The sequence below is a fragment of the Larkinella soli genome (assembly GCF_003703975.1).
Lineage (GTDB): Bacteria > Bacteroidota > Bacteroidia > Cytophagales > Spirosomataceae > Larkinella > Larkinella soli.
Map to the genome: position 1 here is coordinate 1 of NZ_QTJY01000005.1, position 25,662 is coordinate 25,662.

Below are 25,662 nucleotides of genomic sequence, written 5' to 3' on the forward strand. Positions count from 1 at the left end.
GCCACTTTTTTCCCCTTTGTCAAGTCCCCCTTTTAAAAAACTTCCCGGACTTATTCGATCCGGGAAGCACCCATTTCTTTATCAGCCAGTTACCCTCTGAAAAAAAATTCAGCCGACCTCATTTAATTTGATCAGATGGTTCTTTTTCCCTTTGGAAACGATCAGATACCGGTCCTGTAACCATTCCAAAACCGGTGCGGCAGCGGGGTCTGCCACCTTTACCTTATTTATACTAACAGCATTCTGGGCAATGGCCCGGCGTACTTCTCCTTTGGATGGATAGACTTCACCCCGGGTGGCAACGGCGAGCAGATCGGCAATATCCTTACTTGCCTCCAGATCAGACCGGGTGATTTCCGTTTGCGGTACTCCCTCGAAAATTACTTCAAACTCATCCGGCTGAATGGTACGGAGCGTTTCGATCGTGGCTTTTCCAAAAAGCACTTCGGAAGCTTTCACGGCCAGGTCGTATCCCTGCCGGGAATGCACCCGGGTCGTTACGTCCTCCGCCAGGGCCTTCTGCATGATCCGCAGGTGCGGAGCCTCTGCATGGCGCCGTTCCAGATCCTCGATGTCCTCGCGGCTTAAAAGAGTAAACACCCTCAGCAGGCGGCCGCAGTCCTCATCGGCGGCATTGATCCAGAACTGATAGAACTGGTAGGGCGTCGTCATTTTCGGATCGAGCCAGACGTTGCCGCTTTCACTCTTTCCGAATTTGGTCCCGTCGGCTTTGGTCACCAGCGGAGTGGTCAGGGCAAATGCCTGGTATTCTTCTTTCAGGCCGGTCTGGCTGCCTTCCTTCCGCCGGATCAGCTCGGTTCCGGTCGTGATGTTGCCCCACTGGTCGGACCCGCCCATCTGAAGCCGGACTCCTCTGGTCTTATATAAATGGTAATAGTCGTACCCCTGAAGTAACTGGTAGGAGAATTCAGTAAATGAAATACCGGTTTCGAGCCGTTTCTTCACCGAATCCTTCGCCATCATATAATTGACGGTCAGGTGCTTCCCGGCTTCGCGAAGAAATTCCAGGAATGAAATGCCCTTGAACCAGTCGTAATTATTGACCATTTCGGCGGAATTGGCTCCGCTGTCGAAGTGCAGGAACTTCATCAACTGCCGGTGGATGGACTGCTGGTTATGTTTCAGGACGTCTTCCGACAGAAATTCCCGCTCGGCTACCTTGCCGGAGGGATCGCCGATCATGCCGGTGGCCCCGCCGACCAGTGCAAACGGTTTATGGCCCGCCCGCTGAAAATGAACGAGGAGCATGATGGTGGCCAGGTTGCCGATGTGCAGGGAAGAAGCCGTCGGGTCGAAACCAATGTAACCGGCGGTCATCTCTTTTCGCAGTTGCTCCTCGGTCCCGGGCATCATATCCTGCAGCATGCCCCGCCAGCGCAGTTCTTCAATAAAATCAATCATCGCTTTCTTCCTTATATATCTATGTAATCCATGTCCTGTAAGCGCCCGCAACGGCTGTACCGGTTTCGGGCCGTAAAGATAGGGCTTCAGGGCAAAAGCAGCGACGAGTCGCCGTAACTTAAAAACCGGTAGTCGTTCCGGAGTGCTTCGTCGTAGACGTTCCGCCAGTCGTTTCCGATCAGAGCGGCCACCAGAACGATCAGCGTCGAGCCGGGTTGGTGAAAGTTAGTCACCAGGCCGTCGCACATTCGGAACCGGTAACCGGGGGTGATGTAAATACCGGTCTGCGTCACGATTCTTTCCCGGCCGGTCGTCTCCATATACTGAATAAGCGCCCGAACGGCCTCGGTCTTCGCAGGCAGAGCCTCTTCGGGTAACGAGTAGGCATAGTGCTGGTCGAGCCGGAAAGGCTCGGCTTCCTGCCGCAGTTGCCGGACACCAAACCAGTATAGGCTTTCCAGAGAACGCATGGAGGTGGTCCCGACGGGAATGACCGGCCCCTCGTGCGTCAGCAGGTTCTCCAGGTTCCGACGGGAATAGACAACCTGCTCGGTGTGCATCAGATGCCGGCGGATGTCGTCCGATTTGATCGGCTGAAAAGTCCCGGCCCCGACGTGCAGCGTCAGATACTCACTCCGGATGCCTTTGCGGTTCAGCTGGTCGAACACCTCGGGCGTAAAATGAAGACCGGCGGTCGGCGCAGCCACGGCCCCTTCGATCCGGGAATAGACGGTCTGGTACGTTTCACGGTCTGCCTCGGTCATTTCGCGCTTCAGGTACGGCGGAAGCGGAATGTTGCCGGCTTCGTGCAGAATGGCCGCGAAAGACTCGCGGGTTTCCCATCCGAACCCGATAACGGACTGTTCATGATCGACCCAGGAGGCAAGAAGACGGAGCGGAACGCCGTTTACCTCCAGAGAAAGCGACAGCGTCTCGTCCGGTTTCCAGCGTTTGCGATTGCCGACCATGCACTGCCAGACGCTGCGGCTCCGGTCTGCCATCACCTCACTGACGAGCCGGTCGGACGGAAACGGGTTGAGCAGAAACAGCTCGATGACGGCCCCGGTCGGCTTCTGAAAATACAGGCGGGCCGGGATTACCTTCGTGTCGTTGAAAACCAGGAGGCTATTCTCCGGCAGACGGCCGGGCAGATCGGTAAACTGCCGGTGTTCGATCCGGCCCCGGTCGTACACCAGCAGTCTGGATTGGTCGCGACGGGCCAGCGGAAACCGGGCGATGCGGTCGTCGGGCAGGTCGTATTGAAACTGATCGAGATGAAACTCCTGCATGGCGCCTACTCCTCCCGGGCGGGCTTCAGAAATAATCGAACCGGCAACGAAATGATGACGATGGCCAGAATGGCCGTACAGGCCGGCAGGAGCCATTGATAGCCACTCAGACGGGATTCACCAAGCTGGTGATTCAGCCGGCCGAGCACATAGAGCGAAATGGCCATGACGGTATTGATGGCGGCCATCAGGCAGAAAAACCAGTTGTGCAGCAGCGTGTTCAGCTGGTCGCGGTGGCTGACCCACAGAGCCTGATTCGGTACGGGCAGAGCCGATCCGGGCACTTTGGGAAACATTTTGGAAAGCGCGTTCAGCAGGGTATTGTTGATCAGAAAGAGGGCCACACAGCCATAAAACAGATATTCACGATTCAGGAAGACCTCCGGACGACCGTCGGGGGTGAACCCCACGACCACCTGGCCTTCGAGGGAAACGTAGGTATAGATCAGTACGGCGCCGAACCCTAAAATCGAGGCCAGCCGCCATAACCGGATTGCAAAAGTGCTAACTTTCATGAATTTGTTTAGTTTACCTGATGCAGGTTTTGGGCCGCAAAGTTACGCATTGAACAGGTGGGGTGTACGGCGTAGGCCAGACATAATTCAGAATCCCTTCATTACCATGAAAATTTATACCAAAACCGGCGACAAAGGCCAGACATCCCTCATCGGAGGCCGGCGGGTCAGCAAGGCCCACCTCCGCATCGACACCTACGGAACGGTGGATGAACTCAACTCTTTTCTGGGGCTGGTGCGCGACCAGCCCGTCAATGAAGCCCGGAAAGACCTGCTGAAAGAGATTCAGGACCGGTTGTTTACGGTCGGGGCCGAACTCGCCACCGACCCCGAGAAAAATCCCAGGAAACCGATGCCGGCCATCGTGGAAACGGACATTACGGGGCTGGAGGAAGCTATGGACGAAATGGACACCCACCTTCCGGAGCTGCGGGCGTTCGTGCTGCCGGGCGGCCACCCCTCCGTTTCGTTCTGTCATCTGGCCCGGACGGTGTGCCGGCGGGCCGAGCGGCTTGTGATCGCCCTTAATGATGAGGAGCCGGTCGATCCGCTGGTCATTCAGTACCTGAACCGGCTCTCGGACTACCTGTTCGTGCTGAGCCGGAAAATGGCCCAGGAGGTGCAGGCAGAGGAGGTGGTCTGGAAACCCCGGGTGCAGAATCCCGGCTGATCGCCCGGGCCGGTAAAGGGTTGAGAGTGACTTTCTTCCTACGGTTTATCCCGGGAATTTACCGCTAAAAAAATAATTAGCATAACAACTATTTTTTCTTGGAAGCTACCCGGGATTTTCCCACATTTGCTGACTCTCAACCCGCTGCCCCCGTTATTGGATTAGTACGACAGACCATAAGTTACCTATCATCATGACAACCGACTTGTTAAACATCGAGCTGCGGAAAGCAGAAAAATCCCGCCTTGCGGAAGTCGATTTCAACAACCTGCCGTTCGGCAAGCATTTCAGCGACCACATGTTCGTGGCCGATTTCGTGGACGGCCAGTGGCAGAACCCGCAGGTAGTTCCGTTCGACAATTTCTCCCTGAGCCCCGCCCTGTCGTCGCTGCACTACGGCCAGTCGATTTTCGAGGGCATGAAGGCCTACAAAAACGAGCAGGGCGAAGTGCTGATGTTCCGCCCGCTGGAAAACTTCAGGCGGATGAACGAGTCGGCCAAACGGATGTGCATGACTACCATCCCGGAAGAAATCTTCATGGGCGGCCTGGAAACGCTGCTGCGGGTCGATGCCGACTGGGTTCCGGGCACCGCGGGCAGTTCGCTTTACATCCGTCCGTATATGTTTGCGACGGACACGTTCCTGGGCGTGGCCCCTTCCAAATCGTATCGTTTCTGCATCTTCACCTGTCCGGTGGGAGCCTATTATACCAAGCCGCCCAAGCTGAAAGTCGAGACCGAATACATCCGCTCGGCCCCGGGCGGGGTGGGTTACGCCAAATGTGCGGGCAACTATGGCGGTGCACTCTACCCCACCCTGCTGGCGCAGCAGGAAGGCTACGACCAGATCATGTGGACGGACGCCGTCGAGCATAAATACATCGAAGAGTCCGGCACGATGAACATCATGTTCTACATGAACGGCAAACTGGTAACTCCGGCTACTTCGGATTCCATCCTGAAAGGCGTCACCCGCGACAGCATCCTCCAGATTGCCCGGAGCTGGGGCGTCGAGGTGGAAGAACGAAAAGTGTCGATCGACGAGGTGATCCAGGGCATCGAAGACGGCACCCTGCTGGAAGCCTTCGGAGCAGGTACGGCCGTGGTGGTATCGCCGTATTCGGTGATCGGTTACAAGGGCAAGGACTATATGCTGCCGGAAGTGGCCGAGGAAAATTCGCTCTCCAAAAGAGTCTACAAGTTCCTGAACGACCTCCGCACCGGCCGGGTCGAGGATACGTTCGGGTTCATGTATAAAGTTTAGGAGTGGAGGGGTTGGGGAGTTCAGGAGTTGTTCTTTAACTCCTGAACTCCCCAACTCTTAAACTCTTCATTTCCTCGCCGTCACGGCCCCACCGGCGAGGTTAAAGCGCAGTTTCAGACCGAAGTCCTTGCCTTTGGAGACGTCGGTGAGGGTGATGCGGGCGTTGTTGCCGGCCGTCCAGCCCTGCGGAGTGCCCTGACCAAACTTCTGGTCGAAATACGCACCCAGTTCCTTCCGAAAGCTGTCGACCGACTGGCGGTTGTTCAGATATAAATCCACCTCGATCCGGCTGACCCGCCGGTCCTTATCCTGAAAATACTGAATGTCGGCCGATTCCAGATTCCGGTATTCAATGGTATAGCCGAGGTGGTCGTTATCGCTCTCGAACGCTTCCGCCGTTTCCTTCTCTTTCACCGCGCTGATCTCATCGCCGAGATTCACCCCGCGGAACAGCCCCTCATCCGACTTCAGAAGCGTTTTCAGCCGATCGCTCAGCACCACTTCCTGACCGGGACTCTGCCGGTCGGCCAGCACTTCGGTCGTGTCGGCCCCGGAGGCATCGGCGGTCTGCTGTTTATTCTTACAGGCATTCACAAACACCGCTCCCGCGAGCAGCACACTGATAAAGGTCTTCCTCATACTAAGTTCGTTGATGGCGCAAAGTTATAAATCGTAGGTAAGATTAAAGAACAGCCCGGTTTTTCCCTGCCGGTTGACGGAGTAACTGATGCGCCCGACCAGGTTGTAGAAGGTTACAAAGTCCAGGGCCAGGCCGCCCCCAAACAGGAACGAATTAGCCAGGCGGCTGTCGTATTCCCGGGCCAGGGTGCTGCCGACATACCCGGCATCGCCGAAAACGGCCACATACATGGCGAAGGGTACGGTATTGAACTGCCGGACCGGCACCCAGTCGAATTGCTTCCGGACGTTCAGCAACTGGTATTTGAGCGTATTCTTGACCAGCCCGTAACGCTGGCCGTCGATCACGTATAATTCGTATCCGCGCACAAAATCCTGAAGGTAGCCAAGGCCCCGGAAGTTGAGATACGGCTGGCGGTCGGGCCAGGAGAGTTTGCCCCGCAGGCTGCTGCTGGCGTAAAACCGCCCCCCCAGCGACCAGTAGCGCGTGTAATTCCCGGTGGCCTCGAAAAGGCGCAGATGATCGGACGGGAGCAGCCCATATTGATTGGCCGTCAGCGTCAGCCAGTGACCCTGAAGCGGATAGGCGACGGCATCCCGCCGGTCGTGGATGAAGGCGTAACTGAGCTGGAGATACCGCTGCCGGGTCTGACCGTCCAGGAAATAATCGGGGTTCAGCTTCGCCACGGTGTCGGCGATACTGTTTCGGGCATACCGGAGTTCGAGCCGGTGAAAGTTGAAAAACCGGTTCCGCCGGGTCAGCACGACGTTGGTAAAAAACCGGTCACGGAGCAGATCCTCGGTTCGGAGGTACACCAGTTTATCGAGCGAGGAGCGGTAGGCCACCTCCTTGTTGGTCTGGTACGAAACGCCGACGCTGATCCCGGTTTTCTGTGCCCGGTCGATGTAGGGAAGGGAGTAGACGACCTGCGTCCGACGGGCAAACCCGAACTCGAAGATGGCGCTGAGTTTGTCGGCATTGCCGGTGACATTTTTGTAGCTGAGCCGGGCGCCGTAGATGGTCCGGCGGAAGCTGCGGCCCCGCTCATACCACCATTCATTAAAGTTCCGGTCGGCCAGTTCGAACACCGGGATGACGAATACATACCAGCGTTCCTTCAGGCTGACTTCGACGTCGACCAGCTGCGAACCGACGTCATGGGCGACGACGTCGACCGTTACGAAGAGGTTGGTATTGGTGATTTTACGCTGGTCCCAGGCCAGTTTGGCGGTCAGGTCTTCCCGCCGGATGGTATCGCCGACCCGGACGTCCATTTCCCGCAGGATGATGCGCTCACGGGTGCGGTGATTCCCCCGAATCTGAACCGAACGCACCACGACGGGCGTGTTCAGCGAATCGACCGGCGGTGCGGGCCGGCCGGTCGTATCGGCCAGAGAAAGCGTCCAGAATAGAAAGGTCAGCAGCATTCCGTTTTGATTCGGCAAAAAGCGGAAATACGTCGGAGAGGCTGAAAATGAAGCTGAAAGATGGCGGTGGCGCACTATTTTTGCGGACCTCTTCGCCGTCTTTCAGTCTTTTTCAGTCTCTCCAATCGAATAGGCCGCCTTATTTCAACGCTGCTAATTTACTCAAATCTACGTCCTCCAGCGTGGCTTTGATTTTATTCATCTCGACGCCGTTGCCTTTGGCCGTTACGATGAAGCGGTCGTCGATCAGTACGGCAATCTCCCCGTTCCTGTCGGCATTGCTGTATTTTTCATAGGCCTTGTAGTCGCCGAATTTGGTGGTTTTCTCGTAGCCGTTGTCGGTTTCCTTGTCCACTTCAATCATCGACCAGGCCGCCAGGCCCATCAGCGCACCGGTGCCGCCGGCATCGACGATGTTGATCTCGATCGACTGACTGCCGTCTTCATTGCCGTATTCTCCCTTGGCGGTAGAGATGTTGAAACCGGCCATGCCGTTCTTTTCGCCGGTCGCTTCCTTCCGGTTCAGGCCGTCGGCGTCCGCCGGCAGCAGTTCCTTCAATTTGCGGAAATCGACCGTTTCAACCGGTCCCTTATCCTGCATTTCTTCGGCCTTATCAGCCATTTTTTTAAGGGCGGCTACGCTTTCCGTCGCCGAAACCGAAGCGCCGTCCTCTTCGGCCTCTTCTTTTTCTTCATTGCTGCTTCCGCAGCTCATCATTACCAGGGTTGCCAGCAGGTACACAGGTACCAGTTTTGTCAGTTTCATGAGGGCGTTTGGTTAAAGATAGAAATTGATTGAGGCAACAAATAAAGCAGGTTTTCCGCCCCGAACCGCCGGATTTTGAGTAAACGTAAATCGGACCGTTCAATCAGTAAAAACCCCGCGATGCTTGTGTCTGATAATCGAATTATCGATTTTACATACCGGTTTACATCTTAACCTTTACTATGTTTATGCACAATGCCTACAGAAAGACAGGGCTCCTGTTAGCCCTGCTCCCCGCCCTTTTTACGGCCTGTCAGAACGCCGACTCGCCGGAAACCTCTCCCAAAGCCAACGACGTCGTGCGGTATTCGGGCAGTGATCCCGGCGCCCGGGTTCAGGCCGAGCGTCAGAAGTACCTCGTCGTGCTGAAGCCGGATGCGGAAATGACGCAGCTGCTGCCCGACGGAGACACCGACTACGAGGGCCGCGGGAACAAGATGCGGAACCTGATCAAAAAACTCCTGAAACAGGAAGTGTCGGATCGTGCGGAGGAAGTATACACCAAAGCGGTCAAAGGGTTCTCCATCGTACTGACGGCCCAGGAAGCCGCTTCGCTCGCCCAGTCGCCGGCCGTGGCTTCCGTCGAAGCCGATCAGGCGGTGGTGCTCAAAGTTCCTTCCGGTGACGTCACGGCCCAGGCCGGTCAGGAAACACCCTGGGGCATTACGCGCGTCGGCGGGCCGGTGACCTACACCGGAACGGGCGTCGCCTGGATCATCGACACGGGCGTCGACCTGGATCACCCTGACCTGAAGGTGAACGCCAACCTCGGCAAAAACTTTATCAATACCCGCAAAACCGCCGACGACGACAACGGCCATGGTTCGCACGTGGCCGGCACGATTGCCGCCCTGAACAATTCCGTCGGGGTGGTGGGCGTGGCCGCCGGGGCCACCGTCGTGCCGGTGAAGGTGCTGAGCGCCAACGGCAGCGGATCGATTTCGGGTGTTGTGGCCGGGGTGGATTACGTCGCCACCAAAGGCAAATCCGGCGACGTCGCCAACATGAGTCTGGGCGGTGGGGTTTCGACCACGCTGGACAACGCGGTGAAGAATGCTGCGGCCAAAGGCATCAAATTCGCACTGGCGGCCGGCAACGAATCGCAGAACGCCAACAACTCGTCGCCGGGCCGGGTCAACGGCACCAACATCTACACGATTTCGGCCTTCGACATCAAAGGCGTCTTTGCCTATTTCTCGAACTACGGCAACCCGCCGGTCGATTTTGCGGCTCCGGGAGTCGGCATCAAATCGACCTGGAAGGGTGGTGGATACAACACCATCAGCGGCACGTCGATGGCGACCCCGCACGTGGCCGGGGTTCTGCTGCTGGGCAGCCCGCGCAGCAACGGCACCGTCACCGGCGACCCGGACGGCAACCCCGACCCGATCGTTTCCCGCTGATTGAACTGAAGAGAAGAAAAGCCCCGGCAGATTTCATTTGTCGGGGCTTTTTTGTAGGTTACCGGTATCCATCACCAATTCTCATTCGTCACTCTTATCATGTTGAAGGCACTGCGTAACCTGTTTCTCGTTTCGCTCCTTTCCCTGAACGGCCTGGCCCAGACCCCCTCCCGGATTCCGGTCATCCGCGCGACCAATCCCCTGGTTGCCCTCCGCTTCGACACCACGCTGTACAAAGACCGCTGGCAGATTTCTCCCCAGGTTCGGCCCGACGTCTATGAGGTGGACATAGTCGGGAAGGAAACCTCGCTCGCCTTCATTACGGACCGGGATTCGATCTCCTTCCGGGTAAAACCGGGCGACGTCTACAACTTCGTGATCCTGCTCAACGATCGGGACAGCGCCTATACGCAGGTGGTGGGCCGCGCCGTCATCCCGCCGGTCCGGTTTTCGGACGCCTATAAGAAGGCCAGCGACGGCAGGACGTTCACCGAAATACCGGAAGTATACGAACTGGCAAACATTGTTTTCGCCCTGACGCCGACCTACCGGAACGATCCCAACGCGGTTTCCCGCGAGTCTCCGTATTACGGTCAGGTCATCGATTCCTTTTCCCCATATGCCGGGGAGCCGGCCGTCGGAACGATGGACAGCCTGCTCCAGGCCGGCCGGTATTTCCATGTGAAGATGGACGCTTATGCATTTAATTTCGACAGAAAGGGCCGCATTGTCCGCAGCGAGGTCTACGACCGGGTTTCCTGGGGACGGGAGAATACGCTGCTCCCTTATGTCGGTCTGCTGGAGGAATTTGCCCGAAAAACCGGGTTCCGGAAGTTCTACGCCGACCACCGGAGCTTTTACGACGGACAGATCCGGTTTTACCGCGATTCGGCCAACGTGAAGGAGATGGTCAGCTGGCTGGACAAAAATTTTCCGGGAACGCATTACAATGCACTGAAGGTCATCTGGTCGCCCCTGGTAGGCTACAACCAGTCGGCCAACTGGTTCAGCGACAACAATTTCAAGGAGATGCAGGCCCACGTTAACTTCCCATACCGCACGGTAGCCAATCAGTCGGACGTGTCGGTCGTCAGCAATGCGGTGAAGCGCGGGAACATCGTTTTCACGGAGATCAACCACGCCTACATCGGGCCGGAAGCGGATAAAAGCCGGTATACGAAAGATCTTCAGACCGCCTTTCAGAACCTGCCCCACTGGGCGGAGGGCATTGCGCTGAAATCCTACGGCAACCCCCTGTCCTGCTTCAACGAATACATGAACTGGGGGCTGGTTTCACTCCGGTATATCGACTATGCGCCCCCGACCGACCTCGACAACCTGCTGGCCGAAAACGACCGACGAATGACCAAATATCGTGGTTTTAAGCGGTTTACGGAATTCGACCGGTTTCTGGTCGACCTGTACCGCAACCGCAAACCCGGTACCACCGTGGCCGACCTGTATCCGCAGATCGTGGCCTGGTTCGTGCAGAACAAATAAGCCGTCGACTACCCGGAAAACAAAAAGCCCCCGCAGCGTAAAGATGCGGGGGCTTTTTGCTGATTCAGCTGGCTCAGGCCGCCGTTTGCTTCTGGTTTCTGAAACTGACGACCAGGAAATAAATCCCGAGCAGCACCGCCGGAATGCTCAGAATCTGACCCATATTGAGGGTGAGTTTGTTTTCAAATTCGACCTGGTTCTCTTTCAAAAACTCATAGAAAAACCGCAGGGAGAAGACCCAGATCAGGAAGACGCCGAGCAGACTGCCGCGCGGGGTTCGCTCCCGGTAGCGGTTCCAGAACCAGAACAGGAAAAAGAAAAGCACCAGGCAGGAGATGGCCTCGTAGAGTTGCGCGGGGTGGCGGGGAATCTGTAGGTATTCGGTATTGTTTACAAACACGAAGCCCCACGGCAGGTCGGTCGGCCGGCCGACGATTTCGGAGTTCATCAGGTTGCCCAGACGGATGAAACAGCCGGCCAGGGCGACGGTGATGACGATGCGGTCGGTGACCCAGAGGAACGTCTGGTGGGTAGCCCGGCTGGCTTTCCGGCGCGAATATAGCCAGAGGCCGGCCAGAATACCGATGGCGGCTCCGTGGCTGGCCAGCCCCCGGTAGGGCGGCAGAATGACTTCCAGCGGGTTGCGGAGCAGCACTTCAGGTTCGTAGAAGAGAAAATGGCCGACGCGGGCGCCCACCACCGTGGCAATGACCATGTACAGGGTCAGGGCGTCGATGTCGCTCAGGGGCTTGCCTTCCCGTTTGAAGACATGGATCATAATCTGCTGTCCGATCAGAAATCCCAGTGCGAACAGAAGGCCATACCAGCGAACGGAGAAGGTACCGATACTGAATAACTCGGGGTTAATGTCCCAGATGATGTACGAAAGCATTCGAGTCTGTGAAGTGTTTACGGATGGACCCGCACCGGCGGGCCTGGGTTCAAACGGGTTCACGCGGTGGTTTTCCGCTCCTGCGGGCAAAGATAGAAAAGATTTAATGAACGAATCGGTATCCTCATGAAAACCATAATCATCGGGTTGGTGCGGCTGTATCAGGGCGCTATTTCGCCCTACCTGCCCAACGCCTGCCGGTACACGCCTACCTGCTCGCAATACATGATCGAAGCGGTCCGGAAGCACGGGGCCGTAAAAGGCGGCCGGCTGGGCCTGAAACGCATCTCCCGCTGCCATCCGTGGGGCGGCAGCGGATATGACCCGGTTCCGTGAGGGTTGAGGAGTTTGAGAGGTGAGGGATCGAGGAGTTGAAGAGTTGGGCTGACAAATTGTCGGGTCGACGGGTTTGCCTGATTCTTGCAGGGCGGCTTTTTATACTGTACTACTGTCAACTCAATACCGAATACTATCAGAATGGAAATAACGGCAGATAACCGATTGAAACGATTGCTCGTGGTAGGCGATCGGGTGCTGATCAAACCAAAAAGTCCGAACGACCGCACCAACAGCGGGCTGTACCTGCCGGCGACCGTGCAGGAAAAGGAGCAGGTGCAAAGCGGGTACATCATCAAGGTCGGGCCGGGCTACCCGATTCCGGCGCCCGTCGAGGACGAACCCTGGAAGGAAACCGAAGAAAAAGTAAAATACATGCCCCTCCAGGCTCAGGAGGGCGATCTGGCCATCTACCTGCAGCGCAACGCCATCGAACTGGAATACGAAGGCGAAAAATACCTTATCGTCCCACAGTCGGCCATCCTCCTGCTGGAACGTTCCGAAAACCTATTTGAGTAACAGAGAGTTTAGGGGTTTGAGAGTGGAGGAGTTTAGGAGTTGGGGGTTTATGGTTAAGGAGTTAAAGGGATGGCAACTTCCCCAACTCCCAGACTCCCAAACACCCTAACTCCCGACCCCCTCCACTCCCAAACTTTTCAAACACTATGCGCATCGGGTGGTTAATGGGTATACTGCTTAGTATTACTCTAATCGGAACTATGGAAAGTGTAGCTAATCTGAACAAGTCGCTCAAGGCGATTCTGGAAGAAAAACGTAACCACCGGCGCGTACTGGTTCTGTACGGTCGTCACCTCAGCCAGCATTTTATCATCGAACAGCAGGAAGCCCTGCACCCGAAAAACATCGTGCAGGAACTGGCCGAACGGGAGATGGACGTGATCGTACTGGTAGATTATACCCTGGAAGAACCCGACCGGCGGTATCTGGTCGAGGGACCGTTCAAACTGAATCTGGCGGAGGATTTTCAGGGCTGGCTGATCGGCAAGGACGGCGGCATCAAACATACCTTCAAAAAACCCCTCGATCCGCAGGAACTGTTCAAAATCGTGGACAGTATGCCGATGCGGCAGGAAGAAATGAAGAAGCAGTAGGCTTTTTCCCGGCTACCGCCCGCCGGGTTTTTCAGAAAAACGCTTGCCGAGGTGAGAAAAATATGGATATTTAGGCCAAAGTCCCATCTCACATGACGCTGGAGGATTTTCTGACACTCCCACACGACCACCAACAGGAACAACTCTGGTTTCGCGGCTCCGTCCTGGCCAACCGCTATGAAGAGACGCATATCTACCTGCTGTATGCGCTGGATATGTTTTACGTCGAACTGAAGTACGACACGCTCGGAAACCGCCTTCTGAGAGTTTCCGCCTTCACTTCCACCGAGCCGCTGACCCCCTATCTGCCCCTGTTGCCGGACGACATTTTAAATTGTTGAATTGTTGAATGATAGAATGATTGAATGGGCGCTGCCTATTCTGCACTGCGAAGCCCATTCTATCATTCAACAATTCCATCATTCAATCATTTAAAAATTCCCTCAGGTCCGGCGCGGCCTGACGGCCGTTGGAGACGGTGTTGGCCGTGACGACCAGCACACGGATGGCTTCGAAGGGTTCGACGCCGGCGACGAAGGTAGCCGTCCGGCGAATGAAGACCGCCGAGGCCGTCTGGCCCCCTCCCGCGACGACAAACTGAACGTACTGGTTGCCGCGCTGAGTTTCGCCGGGAACTCCGAACCAGTAGGTTTGCTCCTGGCCGTTTTCATCCTGGAACGACTGCTTCACATACACATAAAACAGGCTTTTTTCGACAATTTCGCGCGTAATGGAAGCGGGCATTTTCAGCACCATGTCTTTCGTGCCGTCGTGGCCCTGGGCGGGGAAGTTGATCTGCTGAACGTTTGAACTGCCGTCCTGTCCTTTATCCCCCTTGTCGCCCTTGTCCCCTTTCGCCCCCGGCGTTCCGGGCGTCCCTGGCGCTCCCGGTGTACCGGGGTCCCCTTTCGGGCCTTCCGGTCCCTCCGGCCCGCGGCAGGAACCAATGATCACTAAACCGGCCATCAATGCGGTCGTCAGTAGTCGCAAACGTCTTTTCATGCAGGATTTCAATTGTGTTTTCAATGAAAATGGCCTGAATTTATAAAAATAATGCCACCGCCCGGAGGCAGTGGCATCGAAAGGCATGCGTTTATCGGGTTAGTAAGCCCCACGGGGAGTTAAACCATCATCATGCGGTGCATGACGGTCGCCCCCCGGTTGATCATGGCATAGTGTTGGTCAGCCAGTTGTTTGAGATCGCTCGGAACGGACGGGTCCTTCAGCAGTGACTGGTAAAAACCGATCAGCGGCTTCATGGCCCGGTAACAGGCACTGGCTACCAACACGTCGTCCCGTTGCAGATAAAGAGCCGCCAGCCATTCCATCGTCGCTTTCAGTTGCTGCCGCGACGCCGTAATCGTTGAAGGCACCAGATCATTGGCGAGCTGGCGGTAGAAAGCCGCCTGCCCCCGGAGCAGTCGCGCAAATGCCGGATCAACGGTGAAGGCGGCCCATTGGTCGCACCGTTCGCTGAGCTGGCGGTATTGGCTCTGCAGATAGGATATGGTTTGTTGACGTGTCATAGAGGTGGTAGAATTATATTAATGAAAGAAAAGTTTTACATGCATTTCACAAACCGGTTCCGCCCTAAAAAGTTTAAAGCGGTTATCAAAAGCGATTATCGGTTATTTCCCGACCAGAGCCGGGATCCGGAAAGCAAATCCGGCACCCTGAAATCATTTCAGAGTGCAAATCCTTGTCGGCCAAGGAGGTTTAATTCGTAACGGTCAGAGGTAGGAATCGGCGAGTAAACAGAACTTGAATATACTCTACAAAACCCGGACAGGAAAGCTGAACTTATTATACGGACTCATTCTCTGAGAGAACGAGATATTCCGTCAGCAGGGCGCGGGTGTGGGCTTCGCAGGTCCAGGTCATCCGCACGGCCCGCGACGGAGCCAGCCGGTACAGCAGCCGGTTCTCGTAGGCCGTCAGCATCCCGGCGATGAAGAACGAATAATCACGGAGGTCGTCCCCGGAAAAGGCCGCCAGGTCGATGAGAGCCGGTTTTTCGCCCAGCCGCAGGAGCGAACTGGACACGACAAGGCGGTCCATCTTCGGCAGATCCGTCCGCTGTAGCAGCGCAAAACCATCCTCGATCAGCCGGCTGCCCAGCCCCGCCAGCGGTCCCGGATGGAAAGCCGCCAGCAGCCGGGCCACATGGTACAGGATCAGGGCCGTGCGGGGGTAGGAATGTGAGCAGCGAAACGGCTCCCGGCGATACCGACCGGTTTCGATCACCGACCGGATGAAAGTCAGGCTGTCCAGATCGTGATCGTTTAGCGGCAGGTCGTAGCGGTAAATGCAGTACAGCAGGTTGCTCAGCACGCAGGCGTCGAACTCCACATACATCGCCTTCCCGAACCAGGTCGAATAGGCCCGCAACGAACGGTAGTCTGCATACGTATTCCGAACCTGCCGGGTGGCAAGGTTGGCGTGGCCGGCCAGCTTCTCCTTGAGCCACAGCAATTCTTCTCGTGAAGGGCTGGTTGTCAGGTAGATCATGGCCGTATCGTCGGCATCGTCGGGCAGCCGGAAATGGTCCAGGCGGTGCAGCAGGCGGCCGTTCGGAAAGTGGCCGGAGGGCCGGCCGTTGCGGGGTGTCCGGTAGAAATTATAAGTTTTCAGGCCGTCCTTGTTCCGGAAGTCGGGGTAGGTCCGTACGGCTCGGGCGGTCATGGCCTCCACCTTCTTCCGGTCCGGTTCCGGGAGCCGGAACAGGAGGCTCCGGAGCGTAAAGACCGTGATGGCGGTGAAGAACACGTTGGCGTCGGGCCGCCGGTAGCCCAGCCAGAGCGGATTGGCGCGGTAAGAGGGGAACAATCCCGCCGGAAAATACCGGTCCCCGCCGGACTGAAGTCCGGCGATGCGGTCGATTTGTTCGCTGATCAGATGGTAGTTATCCGGCATACCGGCCCAAAAATACGACGGTTCCCGAAAACCGCGCAGCCTGCTTCGAACTTCCGCCATTCAGCCCGCCCGGCGGTCCCCACGGCCCCGCCCGGTTCCACTCATCCGGTAAATTCTTGCAACCTGAACGCGGTCATTGTAGTTTCAGGTTTATGTACGGCCCTGAACGAAGATGACTCCAGTCCGAAAACATTCCATTCTCCGCCGGGTAAAAGACATTACCCTCGGAACCACCCTGACCATCGCCCTGCTCAACGGCTCGGTGGTGCTGCAAAGCTGCGGCAATAACCGCAACGACGAGGAGTCGGGCTACGAACAAAGCCGGGATTCCTTCGGCCGTGGCGTCCGCACCTATATCACCGAAACCAGCCCGGGAAACTTTAAAATCACGGACGAAGTCCAGGTAGGCCCCTCGCAGGCCGGTGCCGTCGTCAACTACGCCGACGGCCACCGCGATACGCTGAGCGTCGAAGCCGCCCGCCGGCTGGTGCAGAGCGATGCCTCGACGAGCCAGTACTTCAACAACCCCGGAGCCTATGCGGGTTACCATTCCAACGGTCTGGCCAATGCCCTGCTCTGGGGAAGCCTGGGGTATATGCTCGGCCGTTCCACCACGCCCCGCTACGGGTATGAACAGCGCTACAGCTCAGGTTCTTACACCAACCCGAGGGTATACGAACGCGCGAGCCGGATCGGTGATAACCTGCGGGCTTCGCGCGTCGGGCGGCCGTCGGGGGGCCGCAGCGGGTTCTTCGGCGGTGGCCGGAACAGAGGCTTTTCTTCGTAAAAGAATTGCAGGAAGGAGGAAGGAGGATCGAATAACGGTTGGTGAAAATCGTTAATTCAGTATGGTTAGGAACGGCGTGTCCGTTTCACTTCATCGCTAACGTTATTCGATACTTTTTACTCAACTGAATGCATCCGGCCCCCCAGCAACGAACCATCCTGAACTGGATTCAGCCTTCCACGGCCGAGCGGTATGAAATCTACTCGGAACTCGGCATGCCCAGGGCAGTCCTGACCATCAACGGGCAGGTCAGCGCCACGCTTGAAACCCAGTACGGAACCTATACGATCCAGCGACAGTCGCTCTTTACGACCCTGCACATCAAAGACACGGACGGCGAGCTCATTGCCGACGTCCGCAGCGGTTGGTGGGGCCGGCGCTACCTCCGGTTCCACGACGGGCGCGAGATGCGGTTCAATGCCTCCAACGTGTTCCGGAGCCGCTGGCTCTGGAGCAGCGCCGACGGGGAGCCGAGAGCCATCGTAAAGCAAAACCAGATATTCTTTTCACCCGACTGGCCCGTTCGTGAGGGGCTTTCGTCCCTGCTGGCCGGTCTGACCATCTACCTGATGGTGACCAAACCGTCGATGTTTACCTTTTTTTCCTGATGATTCAGACCCGTTCCTTACCGGTATCTCCGATTCCGCAGCTTCGCAACATCGGCTGGGACTGGATGCTCGGCACCGACACCCTCCCCTACCTCACCAACGAGGCCGTTGTGGTCGAATCGGCGGAGGCAGAAGCCTACTACGATGCCGCCAACCAACTGTTTGAAATGCTGGTCGAAGCCGCCCAGCACGTGATCGATACTAACCGCTTCGCCGAGCTGGGCATCCCCGACAACCTCGTCGAGCTGATCCGGCTCTCATGGAACGACGACCGGCACATCCACCTCTATGGGCGCTTCGACCTGGCCGGGGGCATCGACGGGCAGCCCATTAAACTGATCGAGTTCAATGCCGACACGGCCACCTGCATTCCCGAAACGGCGGTGGTGCAGTATGCCCACCTCCTGGCCAACGGCCTCGACGAACAGCAGCAGTTCAACGCCGTCTACGAAACTCTGGTCAGGCAGTTCCGGGAACTCCGCGAACAGAACGCCGATCTCAACCCTTCCCTCCTGCTATCGGCCATGCGCGGCTACCCGGAAGACGACAGCAACGTGGCCGTGCTGGGTGAAGCCGCCCGCGAAGCCGGCTTTTCGGTGGATTTCGAATACGTCGACAAGGTTGAATTTTCCGCTGAGGAAGGCGTTTTCAGACATAATCCGGAGAGCGGGCAGTTCGATAAGTTCGACTTCTGGTTCAAGCTGCTGCCCTGGGAGTACATCGGTTTTGAAGAGCCTGAACTGGCCCGGATGCTGACCGAAGCCGTGCGCCGACGGCAGGTGCTGATCCTAAATCCGGCCTACACGCTGCTGTTTCAGTCGAAATACATCCTGAAGGTCATGTGGGAACTGTTCCCGTATCATCCCCTGCTGCTCAAAACCGAAAACGGGCCGCTGACCGACCGGCCTTATGTCGAGAAAGTGTTTTTCGGGCGGGAGGGAGCCAACGTCCGCATTCTGGATACGGACGGCGGGGTAAAAGCCGAAGCGCCGGGCGAGTACGGCGACTACGACCGGATCTACCAGGAATTTGTGGAGATGCCCCGCGACGGCGCCGGAAACCACTACCAGGCCGGCGTCTTCTATGCCGGAGAAGGCTGCGGGCTTGGGTTCCGGCGCGGGGGCGTCATTCTCGACAACGGCGCCCAGTTCGTGGGGCACGTCATCGCGTAGGCGGCTCAGCCCATCAGCAGGGATTCGGCCCCGTCGATCCAGATCGGGGTGCCGGTAATGTGGCTGGCCCGGTCGGAGGCCAGAAACAGCACCAGCTCGGCCACCTGCTCGCTGCTGCCGGGCTGGCCGTCGGTCAGCGGTATTTTGCCTTCCGGAAACTCGACCGGTTCCCGTTCCGATTCCAGGTCGCGCTTTTCCGTGTTTTCGTCGATTCGGGTGGTGATTGCACCGGGGCAGATCACGTTCACGCGGATGCGGTGTTTGGCCAGTTCGAGCGCGGCCATCTGTGTAAAGGCCACCTGACCGGCTTTGGTCGTGGAATAGGCCGTGGCCCCGGTATTGCTGAAAATCCGGGTGCCGTTGACGGAGGCCGTGATGATGATCGAGCCGCCGTTGCGCTTCAGCAGCGGAATGGCGTATTTGACCGTCAGAAAAGTGCCGCGCAGGTTGATGTTGATCGTTTTGTCCCATTCTTCCGGCTCCAGTTCCTCAATGGGCGTCCAGACGCCGTTCACTCCGGCATTGGCAAAAACGATGTGCAGCGCCCCGTACCGGCTTTCCAGTTCCTGATAAACCGCCTGCATCCGGGCCGCATCGGATATATCGGCCAGCAAGGCGACGGCCTCACCCCCGTCCCGGCCAATCTGCTCTACGGTTTCCTGAAGTTCCTTTTCCGACCGGCCCAGCGCGGCCACTCTGGCCCCTTTTCGGGCCATCAGCAGGGCTGCGGCTTTTCCAATGCCCGATCCGGCACCGGTAATCAAAGCGACTTTCCCCGCCAGTTCTTTTTCCTGACTTACCATGTGTAGTAGCATTGTGTACATTACATAATAGACCGGGAGGGTACTTTTGTTAAGAAATTCCGGAAATACTTATCGAATTTCGCGGCTCCGGTTGTGCGGTTTGTCCGACCCGACGGTTGTTCGGCAGAATATTGCATCTTTAGCTCATGAATTACCTAAGCCTGTACAGCATTGCGGCCATTTACATCGTTTCGGGTGTGCTTCATTTTATCCGGCCCGGAACCTACCTCCGGATCATGCCGCCCTACATTCCCTACCCGGCCCTGATGGTGAGCCTCAGTGGGGCCGCCGAGATCGTGCTGGGAATCGGGTTGCTGTTTCCGGCAACCCGTTCCGCAGCCGCGTGGGGACTCATTCTGTTACTGATTGCAGTTTTTCCGGCCAATCTCTACATGGCCACGTCCGGTAGGTTCCCCGATATCCCGCAGTGGATTCTGTGGGCCCGGTTACCGTTGCAGGGCGTTCTGATCTGGTGGGCCTGGCTTTACACCTGAACGGTTTCCGGGCGGTATCGAATCCAGCGAAGACCCTCCTCCACCGGACCGGCCGATTCGAAGCCGTTGCGGATCAGGACCTTCTGGGAGGCCTGGTGTTCGGCGGGCGTGTCGGCAATGACGGCTTTGACGTCGTCGAATTCGAACAGCCAGCGGACATAACGCCCGGCGGCTTCGCTGGCAAAGCCCTGTCCCTCGAACTTACGGTCGATGAAATAGCCGAACATGACCTGCCCGTTTTCGTCGGCCGCCCCGGTTCCGCCCATCCCGCCGATGGTGAGGTTCCGTTCGCGGTGGACGATGAGCCAGGAGGTATACCGAAACCAGGCGTCGGGGTGGGCTTCCACCGCCGGGATGACGTAGGAAGTCAGGGTCTCCGTGAACTCGTCCATAAAATCATACTCAGGATTGAGTGCGAGGTCGGAAAGAGCCAGACCATAGGTGGTTTCGAATTCATGGCGGCTTTCAGCGAGCAGCCGGAGATCAGATAAAGTAAGCGGTATCAGCTGAAGCCGATCGGAAAAAAGAGTAAACATGGGATGGAATGATCAATGATTGACGAAAAAGACAATGAGAAATCGGGACACCTTTCGGGTGACGAAGCGTCCCATGACGGGAGCGTCCCGTGACGGGTCAATCAGTATACCAGTCCAGGCCGGAAGCCGGAAAGAAGAGAGGTATTCAGAGGCAGTTGTTTTAAACTGCACAAAAATAGCATCAAAATTCGTAAATGTGCAACTATGCAAGTATCTATCCGTGAAGCATTTGATTGTCCGGTCATCAATATCCCCCGGTTTGGAGGACGTCTGAAAAACCGGAATATTGCTATTTTTAGCGATTTACCTAAACGACTTACAACATTTTAGCCCAATGAACCTTCAAAAACCACTGTGGCTGGCCGTTACCGGGATACTCCTGTTCGGCGCCTGCCGGAAGGAAAAAGACGAATCGGTACGTACCACTTTCTTCGACAATTCGGGGATGGATACGACCATCCGGCCCGGCAACGACTTTTTCAGCTTCGCCAACGGCAACTGGGTAAAAAACAGCAAAATACCTGAGGATCAGACGGGTTGGGGTTCTTTTTACACCCTGTACGAAGAAAACCAGAAGAAAACCAAAGCCATCCTGGAGCGGGCGGCCTCGGGCGATCACAGCGCCGGCAGCGTCGAGCAGAAAGTCGGTGATTTCTTCGCCAGCGGAATGGACACGGCCACCATTGAAAAGCTGGGCTACGACCCGCTGAAGGCCGAACTGGCGAAGATTGCCGCCCTGAAGGATTACAAACAGGTGCTGAACTACATGGCTGCCGACGAAGCCAACCGGGGCGGGGCCCTCTTCGGGCTGGGCGTCGGCCCCGACGACCGGCAGAGCACCCTCAACCGCATCAACTTTTATCAGAGCGGTCTGAGCCTTCCCGAGAAGGATTATTACTTCAAGACCGACGATGAAACGAAGAAAGTCCGGGCGGCCTTCGTCAGCTACATCACCCGGCTGTTTACCCTGACCGGCACCGACTCGACAGCCGCCCGGAAAAAAGCGGAAGGCATTCTGGCCTTTGAAACCGCCCTCGCCAAATCGCACAAAGCGCCCGCCGATCTCCGCGACCCGATCAAAAACTATCACAAACTGACGGTCGCCGAGCTGAACAAACTGACGCCCAACATCGAATGGCGGTCGTTCCTGAACACCATGACCGTCAAAACCGACACGGTGCTGGTGAGCCAGCCGGAGTATTATCAGGCCCTGAGCAGCCTCCTGCCCTCGACGCCCATCGACGTGCTGCAGGATAAGCTGGCGTTCAACTACATCGACCACAACGCCACCCTGCTGAGCTCGCCTTTCGTCAACGCCAAATTCGACTTCTTCGGCCGGACCCTGTCGGGTCAGCCCCAGCTTTCCGAACGCTGGAAGCGGGTGGCCGGAAATACGGACACCTATCTGGGCGAACTGCTGGGCCAGCTCTGGGTGAAGGAATACTTTACGCCCGAAGCCAAGGAACGGATGCTCACGCTGGTCAACAACCTCCAGAAGGCCTACCGAAGCCGGATCGAGCGGCTGGACTGGATGTCGCCGGAGACGAAAAAAACGGCGCTGGTCAAGCTGGACGGCATTACCAAAAAGATCGGCTACCCCGACAAGTGGAAGGACTATTCGGACGTGACCATCAAACGGAACGATTATTTCGGGAATGTGCAGAGCGCCCGCAGGCACGACATCAGGGAGGACTTCGCCAAGATCGACAACAAGGTGGACCGCTCTGAATGGGGCATGACGCCACCGGAAGTGAACGCCTACGCCAACCCGTCGTTCAATGAGATCGTTTTCCCGGCCGGTATTCTCCAGTTTCCGTTCTTCGACAAGGACGCCGACGATGCGATCAACTACGGGGCCATCGGGATGGTAATCGGCCACGAACTGACGCACCTGTTCGACGACCAGGGCCGCCAGTACGACGTCAACGGCAACCTGCGCGACTGGTGGCAGAAAGCCGATGCCGACAAGTTCACGGCGAAGGCCAACCAGGTCGTTAACCAGTATAACAACTACACGGTGTTGAACAACCTCAAACTGAACGGGCGGCTAACGCTGGGCGAGAACCTGGCCGACCTGGGCGGGCTGGCCATTGCCTTCGACGCCTTCAGGCTCACCGACCAGAGCAAGAGCAACGAGAAAATAGACGGTTTTACGCCCGCACAACGGTTTTTCCTTGGTTTTGCGCAGGTATGGCGCATCAAGATCCGCGACGAAGACCAGCGCGTCCGGGTGCAGGTCGACCCGCACTCACCGGCCAAATTCCGGGTGAACGGGCCGCTGACCAACTTTGTGCCTTTCTACCAGGCCTTCAACGTAAAACCGGGCGACCGCATGTACAAGCCGGAAGTCGATCAGACCAAAGTCTGGTAAGAACCCGCTGTAGGCCGGAGGGAACCCGGCGAAAAAGACGTATCTTCACGGTACGTCTTTTTCTTTCCCATGGAACCACCCGTACTGGCCGATACGGCCTCCTTGTCCGCCATCCTGCACCGCATCCAGCTGGACAGCCGTCCGCTCTGGCTGCTGGGTCTGGGTCATCTTGTCCTGTTCGTGGTGCTGGGGGTAGCTGCTCTGCTCGATTCGCGGCAGTTGATGGGCGTCAGCCTCTGGATCAAACCGATGAAGTTCGCCATTTCGATCGCGATCTATACGCTCACGCTGGCCTGGCTGCTGACGTATTCGGACCTGGGGCCGCGGGGCCGCTTCTGGGTGCAGGCCATCGTGATTCTGGTGATGGTTCCCGAAATAAGCATCATCATCGCCCAGGCCGCCCGGGGGCAGACGTCGCACTTCAACATCAGCACCCCGCTGAACGGGCTTCTGTTCAATATTATGGGTATCCTGATCATGATCAATACGTTCGTGGTGGCGTTTGTCATGATCCGGTTCTTCCTCCAGCCGGCCATTCCGGGAATGCCGCCGGCTTTCCTCTGGAGCATCCGGCTGGGCCTGCTGATTTTCGTGCTGGCGAGTCTACAGGGATTCTTAATGGTCGGAAGGATGGCGCATACGGTCGGCGCTCCGGACGGAGGGCCTGGGCTGCCGTTCGTGAACTGGAGCAGCACGGCAGGGGATCTGCGCATCGCCCACTTCGTCGGGATGCACGCCATTCAGGTGCTGCCCATCGCCACGTTGCTGCTGTTACGCAACAATCCCCGGCTGCCGGGCGCGGTTGTGGTCGGCATGGCGGCTGCCTATGCGTTCATCACCGTTCTGATTCTGATGGGTGCCCTGCGCGGCCGGCCGCTTCTATAGCCTTACCGGCGGGCGCCGATGTGGAAGTTGGCCCCGACCTTCAGCTGTGGCCCCCGGTTGCGGCCGGCAAAAACCGGCGTTTTGTCGTAATAATTATTTTCGATCATCAGTTCCAGCCCGAGCCCTCCCGACGCCCGAAAGCCGACTCCCAGGCCGATGTTGAGGTTACTGAACCGTCGGCTGTCGTCCGGGCCGACATTACTCGAACTATATTTACCGATGTTGAAGCCGGCTTCCCCGAAGGCAAAGAAATTACCCCGGAGGGGATAGTAGCGCACAAAGGCACCGCCGGAGTTGGCCCGGTAACTGGTGCTGGCCCGGCGCTCGAAGGAACCCCGCAGGCCGATGGCAAACCCATCCTGAATGAACAGGCCCAGGCGGGGGCTGAGGGTGGCATACAGGCCCTGTCCCTGGCCCAGACCAAAACCCAGGGAGGCTCCGCCGAAGCCGGCGCTCCTCCAGAACCAGTCGAGGCCGGTTTTGGGCTTTTCGTAGGAAGGTATCGTGTCCGAAGCGATCCTGGCCGGTGGTCGGGTGACGGTGGTCGTGTCGGTACGGAGCGTGTCGGCATTCTGCGCCCGGGCCGTTATCGAAAAGAGAAAGAGGCCGATCAGCAGACTGAATAGTTGTTTCATACCGGTTTTTCGTTACGCGTTGAGGTGATCTCAGAACGTAAACCGGACAGAAAACAAAATGTTATTTGGTGAAGCGTTCGTTTCCATCGAAAGAAACCCTGCAGCCGGTCTGCTCAGAGTTTCCCGAGGACGTCGATCAACCGGCCGACCTGCCCGGCACTCGTGGCCGGGAAGTTGGCGATCCGGATCTGCGAATCCTTGAACTGCCCATAGCCGCTGCCAATCACCATGCCGCTTTCTTTCACCTTCGCAATAATTTCGGACGACGGTTTTTTGGTAGTGGCCACGACGACCGTCCGGGACCGATGCCGCTCCTCCTTCACGAAAGGTTCGAAAAGGGGGTGATTTTCAATGAATTTGTACAGTGATTTCGCTTTCTCCTCCGTCTCTTTCCGGATGGTTTCCACGCCGATGCGGTTGAAGTCTTCGGCGATTTTGCCCAGCAGGTAGATCAGCAGCACGTTCGGCGTGGCCGGCGTTTCGTAGTTTTTGAAGTTCTTCCAGAGGAGGGGGAGGCTGTTGTGCGCCCCGATGGTCTGGTCACCGTGTCTGAGCAGCTCCGCTTTTTCGAGGCACTTTTCATTAGCGATCCAGACGCCCAGCCCCGCCGGCAGGCCGAACGCCTTCTGAACGGAAAAGAAAGCGGAATCGATCAGAGAGAAGTCAAGGTCGGGATATGGGGCCGACGAGACGATATCGACGGCCATCAGCTTCCGGCCATTGCTTCGCTTCAGTTTGTGAATGTCGACGGTCCGCATCTGCACCCCCGAGCTGGTTTCATTCTGCGTAACGGCGATCAGTTCGGCGTATTCCGGCACTTCGACCTCACCGTAATCGAACCCTTCGCCGAACGGTTTTTCCTGCTTGTGGGTGTACTTGTGGACGGCCGTGGCGTATTCGCAGAATTTTTTGGAAAACGACCCGTTGATGAGGTGAAAGCTTTCGTGCTCGACGCAATTGAGCAGCACCCGCTCCCAGACCTCGGAAGCCGAACCCGTAAAGAAAATACCGTGGGTCTCGGGGATGCTCATCAGAGCCCGCAGTTGCTCGGCGCAAAACTGGTAGATGCTCCGAAACTGGGCACTCCGGTGGGAAATCGACCCGATCTGTCGGTCCATGGCCTCCTGAAGGTGCGCGTAAACCGTCGGGTATAATTCGGCAGGACCGGCCGTAAAGTACACTTGCTTCATCGAATGGCTGAGATAGGGGTGCAGGAACGCCG

General features: G+C 57.2%; 28 protein-coding genes. 14 read left to right on the forward strand and 14 right to left on the reverse strand.

Annotation, left to right across the window (positions count from 1 at the left end; all coding sequences use genetic code 11):
• Window positions 1-108: 108 nt before the first annotated feature.
• The 3 genes from tyrS to DX909_RS13700 all read right to left on the reverse strand — a co-directional run bounded on the left by tyrS (window position 109) and on the right by DX909_RS13700 (window position 3,226).
• A complete protein-coding gene (gene tyrS / locus DX909_RS13690; protein WP_128546020.1) occupies window positions 109-1,419 on the reverse strand; it encodes a tyrosine--tRNA ligase in 1,311 nt (436 codons plus the stop codon).
• Window positions 1,420-1,508: 89 nt separating this feature from the next.
• Window positions 1,509-2,711 (reverse strand): S-adenosylmethionine:tRNA ribosyltransferase-isomerase, encoded by a 1,203-nt coding sequence (locus tag DX909_RS13695; protein WP_128545751.1) that lies wholly within the window; start codon window positions 2,709-2,711, stop codon window positions 1,509-1,511.
• A gap of 5 nt (window positions 2,712-2,716) precedes the next feature.
• Window positions 2,717-3,226, reverse strand: a complete 510-nt coding sequence (locus DX909_RS13700) for a hypothetical protein (protein ID WP_229311043.1) — start codon at window positions 3,224-3,226, stop codon at window positions 2,717-2,719.
• 106 nt (window positions 3,227-3,332) lie between these two features.
• Here DX909_RS13700 and DX909_RS13705 point away from each other — a divergent pair, with 106 nt between their 5' ends.
• Both DX909_RS13705 and DX909_RS13710 read left to right on the forward strand, forming a co-directional pair.
• Window positions 3,333-3,896 (forward strand): cob(I)yrinic acid a,c-diamide adenosyltransferase, encoded by a 564-nt coding sequence (locus DX909_RS13705; RefSeq protein WP_128545752.1) that lies wholly within the window; start codon window positions 3,333-3,335, stop codon window positions 3,894-3,896.
• A gap of 193 nt (window positions 3,897-4,089) precedes the next feature.
• Window positions 4,090-5,160 (forward strand): branched-chain amino acid aminotransferase, encoded by a 1,071-nt coding sequence (locus tag DX909_RS13710; protein ID WP_128545753.1) that lies wholly within the window; start codon window positions 4,090-4,092, stop codon window positions 5,158-5,160.
• Between the two features lie 66 nt (window positions 5,161-5,226).
• Here the strand turns inward: DX909_RS13710 and DX909_RS13715 are convergent, their stop codons facing one another.
• The 3 genes from DX909_RS13715 to DX909_RS13725 form a co-directional block, all read right to left on the reverse strand.
• Window positions 5,227-5,799 (reverse strand): hypothetical protein, encoded by a 573-nt coding sequence (locus tag DX909_RS13715; RefSeq protein ID WP_128545754.1) that lies wholly within the window; start codon window positions 5,797-5,799, stop codon window positions 5,227-5,229.
• A 24-nt stretch (window positions 5,800-5,823) separates the two neighbouring features.
• Complete coding sequence (locus DX909_RS13720) at window positions 5,824-7,227, reverse strand: POTRA domain-containing protein (RefSeq protein ID WP_128545755.1); 1,404 nt, start codon at window positions 7,225-7,227, stop codon at window positions 5,824-5,826.
• Window positions 7,228-7,366: 139 nt separating this feature from the next.
• Window positions 7,367-7,993: a transposase gene (locus tag DX909_RS13725; RefSeq protein ID WP_128545756.1), complete on the reverse strand. Its 627-nt coding sequence runs from the start codon at window positions 7,991-7,993 to the stop codon at window positions 7,367-7,369.
• 188 nt (window positions 7,994-8,181) lie between these two features.
• On the opposite strand from DX909_RS13725, the gene DX909_RS13730 reads away from it, so the two are divergent.
• Together DX909_RS13730 and DX909_RS13735 are read left to right on the forward strand one after the other, a co-directional pair.
• Complete coding sequence (locus tag DX909_RS13730) at window positions 8,182-9,396, forward strand: S8 family serine peptidase (protein WP_310589847.1); 1,215 nt, start codon at window positions 8,182-8,184, stop codon at window positions 9,394-9,396.
• Between the two features lie 99 nt (window positions 9,397-9,495).
• Entirely contained in the window at window positions 9,496-10,896 is a 1,401-nt protein-coding gene (locus tag DX909_RS13735) for a DUF4932 domain-containing protein (RefSeq protein ID WP_128545758.1), read from the forward strand.
• Window positions 10,897-10,969: 73 nt separating this feature from the next.
• Here the strand turns inward: DX909_RS13735 and lgt are convergent, their stop codons facing one another.
• Window positions 10,970-11,788, reverse strand: coding sequence for a prolipoprotein diacylglyceryl transferase (lgt, locus tag DX909_RS13740; RefSeq protein ID WP_128545759.1), 819 nt, complete (start codon window positions 11,786-11,788; stop codon window positions 10,970-10,972).
• Between the two features lie 126 nt (window positions 11,789-11,914).
• Between lgt and yidD the strand changes: the two genes are divergently transcribed.
• The 4 genes from yidD (at window position 11,915) to DX909_RS13760 (ending at window position 13,577) form a co-directional block, all read left to right on the forward strand.
• The gene (gene yidD, locus DX909_RS13745; protein ID WP_128545760.1) at window positions 11,915-12,124 is read left to right on the forward strand and encodes a membrane protein insertion efficiency factor YidD; all 210 of its coding nucleotides are present in this window, start codon (window positions 11,915-11,917) and stop codon (window positions 12,122-12,124) included.
• A gap of 141 nt (window positions 12,125-12,265) precedes the next feature.
• Complete coding sequence (locus tag DX909_RS13750; RefSeq protein WP_128545761.1) at window positions 12,266-12,643, forward strand: co-chaperone GroES; 378 nt, start codon at window positions 12,266-12,268, stop codon at window positions 12,641-12,643.
• Between the two features lie 200 nt (window positions 12,644-12,843).
• The gene (locus DX909_RS13755) at window positions 12,844-13,236 is read left to right on the forward strand and encodes a DUF4174 domain-containing protein (protein ID WP_128545762.1); all 393 of its coding nucleotides are present in this window, start codon (window positions 12,844-12,846) and stop codon (window positions 13,234-13,236) included.
• Window positions 13,237-13,328: 92 nt separating this feature from the next.
• Complete coding sequence (locus DX909_RS13760) at window positions 13,329-13,577, forward strand: hypothetical protein (protein WP_128545763.1); 249 nt, start codon at window positions 13,329-13,331, stop codon at window positions 13,575-13,577.
• Window positions 13,578-13,659: 82 nt separating this feature from the next.
• Here the strand turns inward: DX909_RS13760 and DX909_RS13765 are convergent, their stop codons facing one another.
• The 3 genes from DX909_RS13765 to DX909_RS13775 form a co-directional block, all read right to left on the reverse strand.
• A complete protein-coding gene (locus DX909_RS13765; protein WP_128545764.1) occupies window positions 13,660-14,238 on the reverse strand; it encodes a collagen-like triple helix repeat-containing protein in 579 nt (192 codons plus the stop codon).
• Between the two features lie 119 nt (window positions 14,239-14,357).
• Entirely contained in the window at window positions 14,358-14,762 is a 405-nt protein-coding gene (locus DX909_RS13770) for a hypothetical protein (RefSeq protein WP_128545765.1), read from the reverse strand.
• Between the two features lie 277 nt (window positions 14,763-15,039).
• Entirely contained in the window at window positions 15,040-16,149 is a 1,110-nt protein-coding gene (locus tag DX909_RS13775) for a hypothetical protein (RefSeq protein ID WP_128546022.1), read from the reverse strand.
• Window positions 16,150-16,321: 172 nt separating this feature from the next.
• Here DX909_RS13775 and DX909_RS13780 point away from each other — a divergent pair, with 172 nt between their 5' ends.
• From DX909_RS13780 to DX909_RS13790, 3 genes are all read left to right on the forward strand, one after another.
• Window positions 16,322-16,936, forward strand: coding sequence for a Cj0371 family chemotaxis-regulating polar lipoprotein (locus tag DX909_RS13780; protein ID WP_128545766.1), 615 nt, complete (start codon window positions 16,322-16,324; stop codon window positions 16,934-16,936).
• 128 nt (window positions 16,937-17,064) lie between these two features.
• A complete protein-coding gene (locus DX909_RS13785; protein WP_128545767.1) occupies window positions 17,065-17,544 on the forward strand; it encodes a hypothetical protein in 480 nt (159 codons plus the stop codon).
• Window positions 17,544-18,716 (forward strand): glutathionylspermidine synthase family protein, encoded by a 1,173-nt coding sequence (locus tag DX909_RS13790; RefSeq protein ID WP_128545768.1) that lies wholly within the window; start codon window positions 17,544-17,546, stop codon window positions 18,714-18,716. Before DX909_RS13785 ends, DX909_RS13790 begins: the two co-directional genes overlap by 1 nt.
• A 5-nt stretch (window positions 18,717-18,721) precedes the next feature.
• On the opposite strand, the gene DX909_RS13795 is transcribed toward DX909_RS13790, so the two are convergent.
• Entirely contained in the window at window positions 18,722-19,519 is a 798-nt protein-coding gene (locus DX909_RS13795) for an SDR family oxidoreductase (RefSeq protein ID WP_128545769.1), read from the reverse strand.
• 146 nt (window positions 19,520-19,665) lie between these two features.
• Here DX909_RS13795 and DX909_RS13800 point away from each other — a divergent pair, with 146 nt between their 5' ends.
• On the forward strand, window positions 19,666-20,013 hold the full coding sequence (locus DX909_RS13800; protein WP_128545770.1) for a DoxX family protein: 348 nt from the start codon (window positions 19,666-19,668) through the stop codon (window positions 20,011-20,013).
• Here the strand turns inward: DX909_RS13800 and DX909_RS13805 are convergent.
• Window positions 20,004-20,549, reverse strand: a complete 546-nt coding sequence (locus DX909_RS13805) for a GNAT family N-acetyltransferase (protein WP_128545771.1) — start codon at window positions 20,547-20,549, stop codon at window positions 20,004-20,006. The two genes, DX909_RS13800 and DX909_RS13805, sit on opposite strands and share 10 nt — an antisense overlap.
• Window positions 20,550-20,883: 334 nt before the next feature.
• Here DX909_RS13805 and DX909_RS13810 point away from each other — a divergent pair, with 334 nt between their 5' ends.
• Both DX909_RS13810 and DX909_RS13815 read left to right on the forward strand, forming a co-directional pair.
• Window positions 20,884-22,920 (forward strand): M13 family metallopeptidase, encoded by a 2,037-nt coding sequence (locus tag DX909_RS13810; protein WP_128545772.1) that lies wholly within the window; start codon window positions 20,884-20,886, stop codon window positions 22,918-22,920.
• 69 nt (window positions 22,921-22,989) lie between these two features.
• Window positions 22,990-23,805, forward strand: coding sequence for a hypothetical protein (locus tag DX909_RS13815; protein ID WP_128545773.1), 816 nt, complete (start codon window positions 22,990-22,992; stop codon window positions 23,803-23,805).
• A gap of 2 nt (window positions 23,806-23,807) precedes the next feature.
• Here the strand turns inward: DX909_RS13815 and DX909_RS13820 are convergent, their stop codons facing one another.
• Entirely contained in the window at window positions 23,808-24,440 is a 633-nt protein-coding gene (locus DX909_RS13820; RefSeq protein WP_128545774.1) for a hypothetical protein, read from the reverse strand.
• 113 nt (window positions 24,441-24,553) lie between these two features.
• Entirely contained in the window at window positions 24,554-25,630 is a 1,077-nt protein-coding gene (locus DX909_RS13825) for an aminotransferase class V-fold PLP-dependent enzyme (protein WP_128546023.1), read from the reverse strand.
• Window positions 25,631-25,662 lie beyond the last annotated feature (32 nt).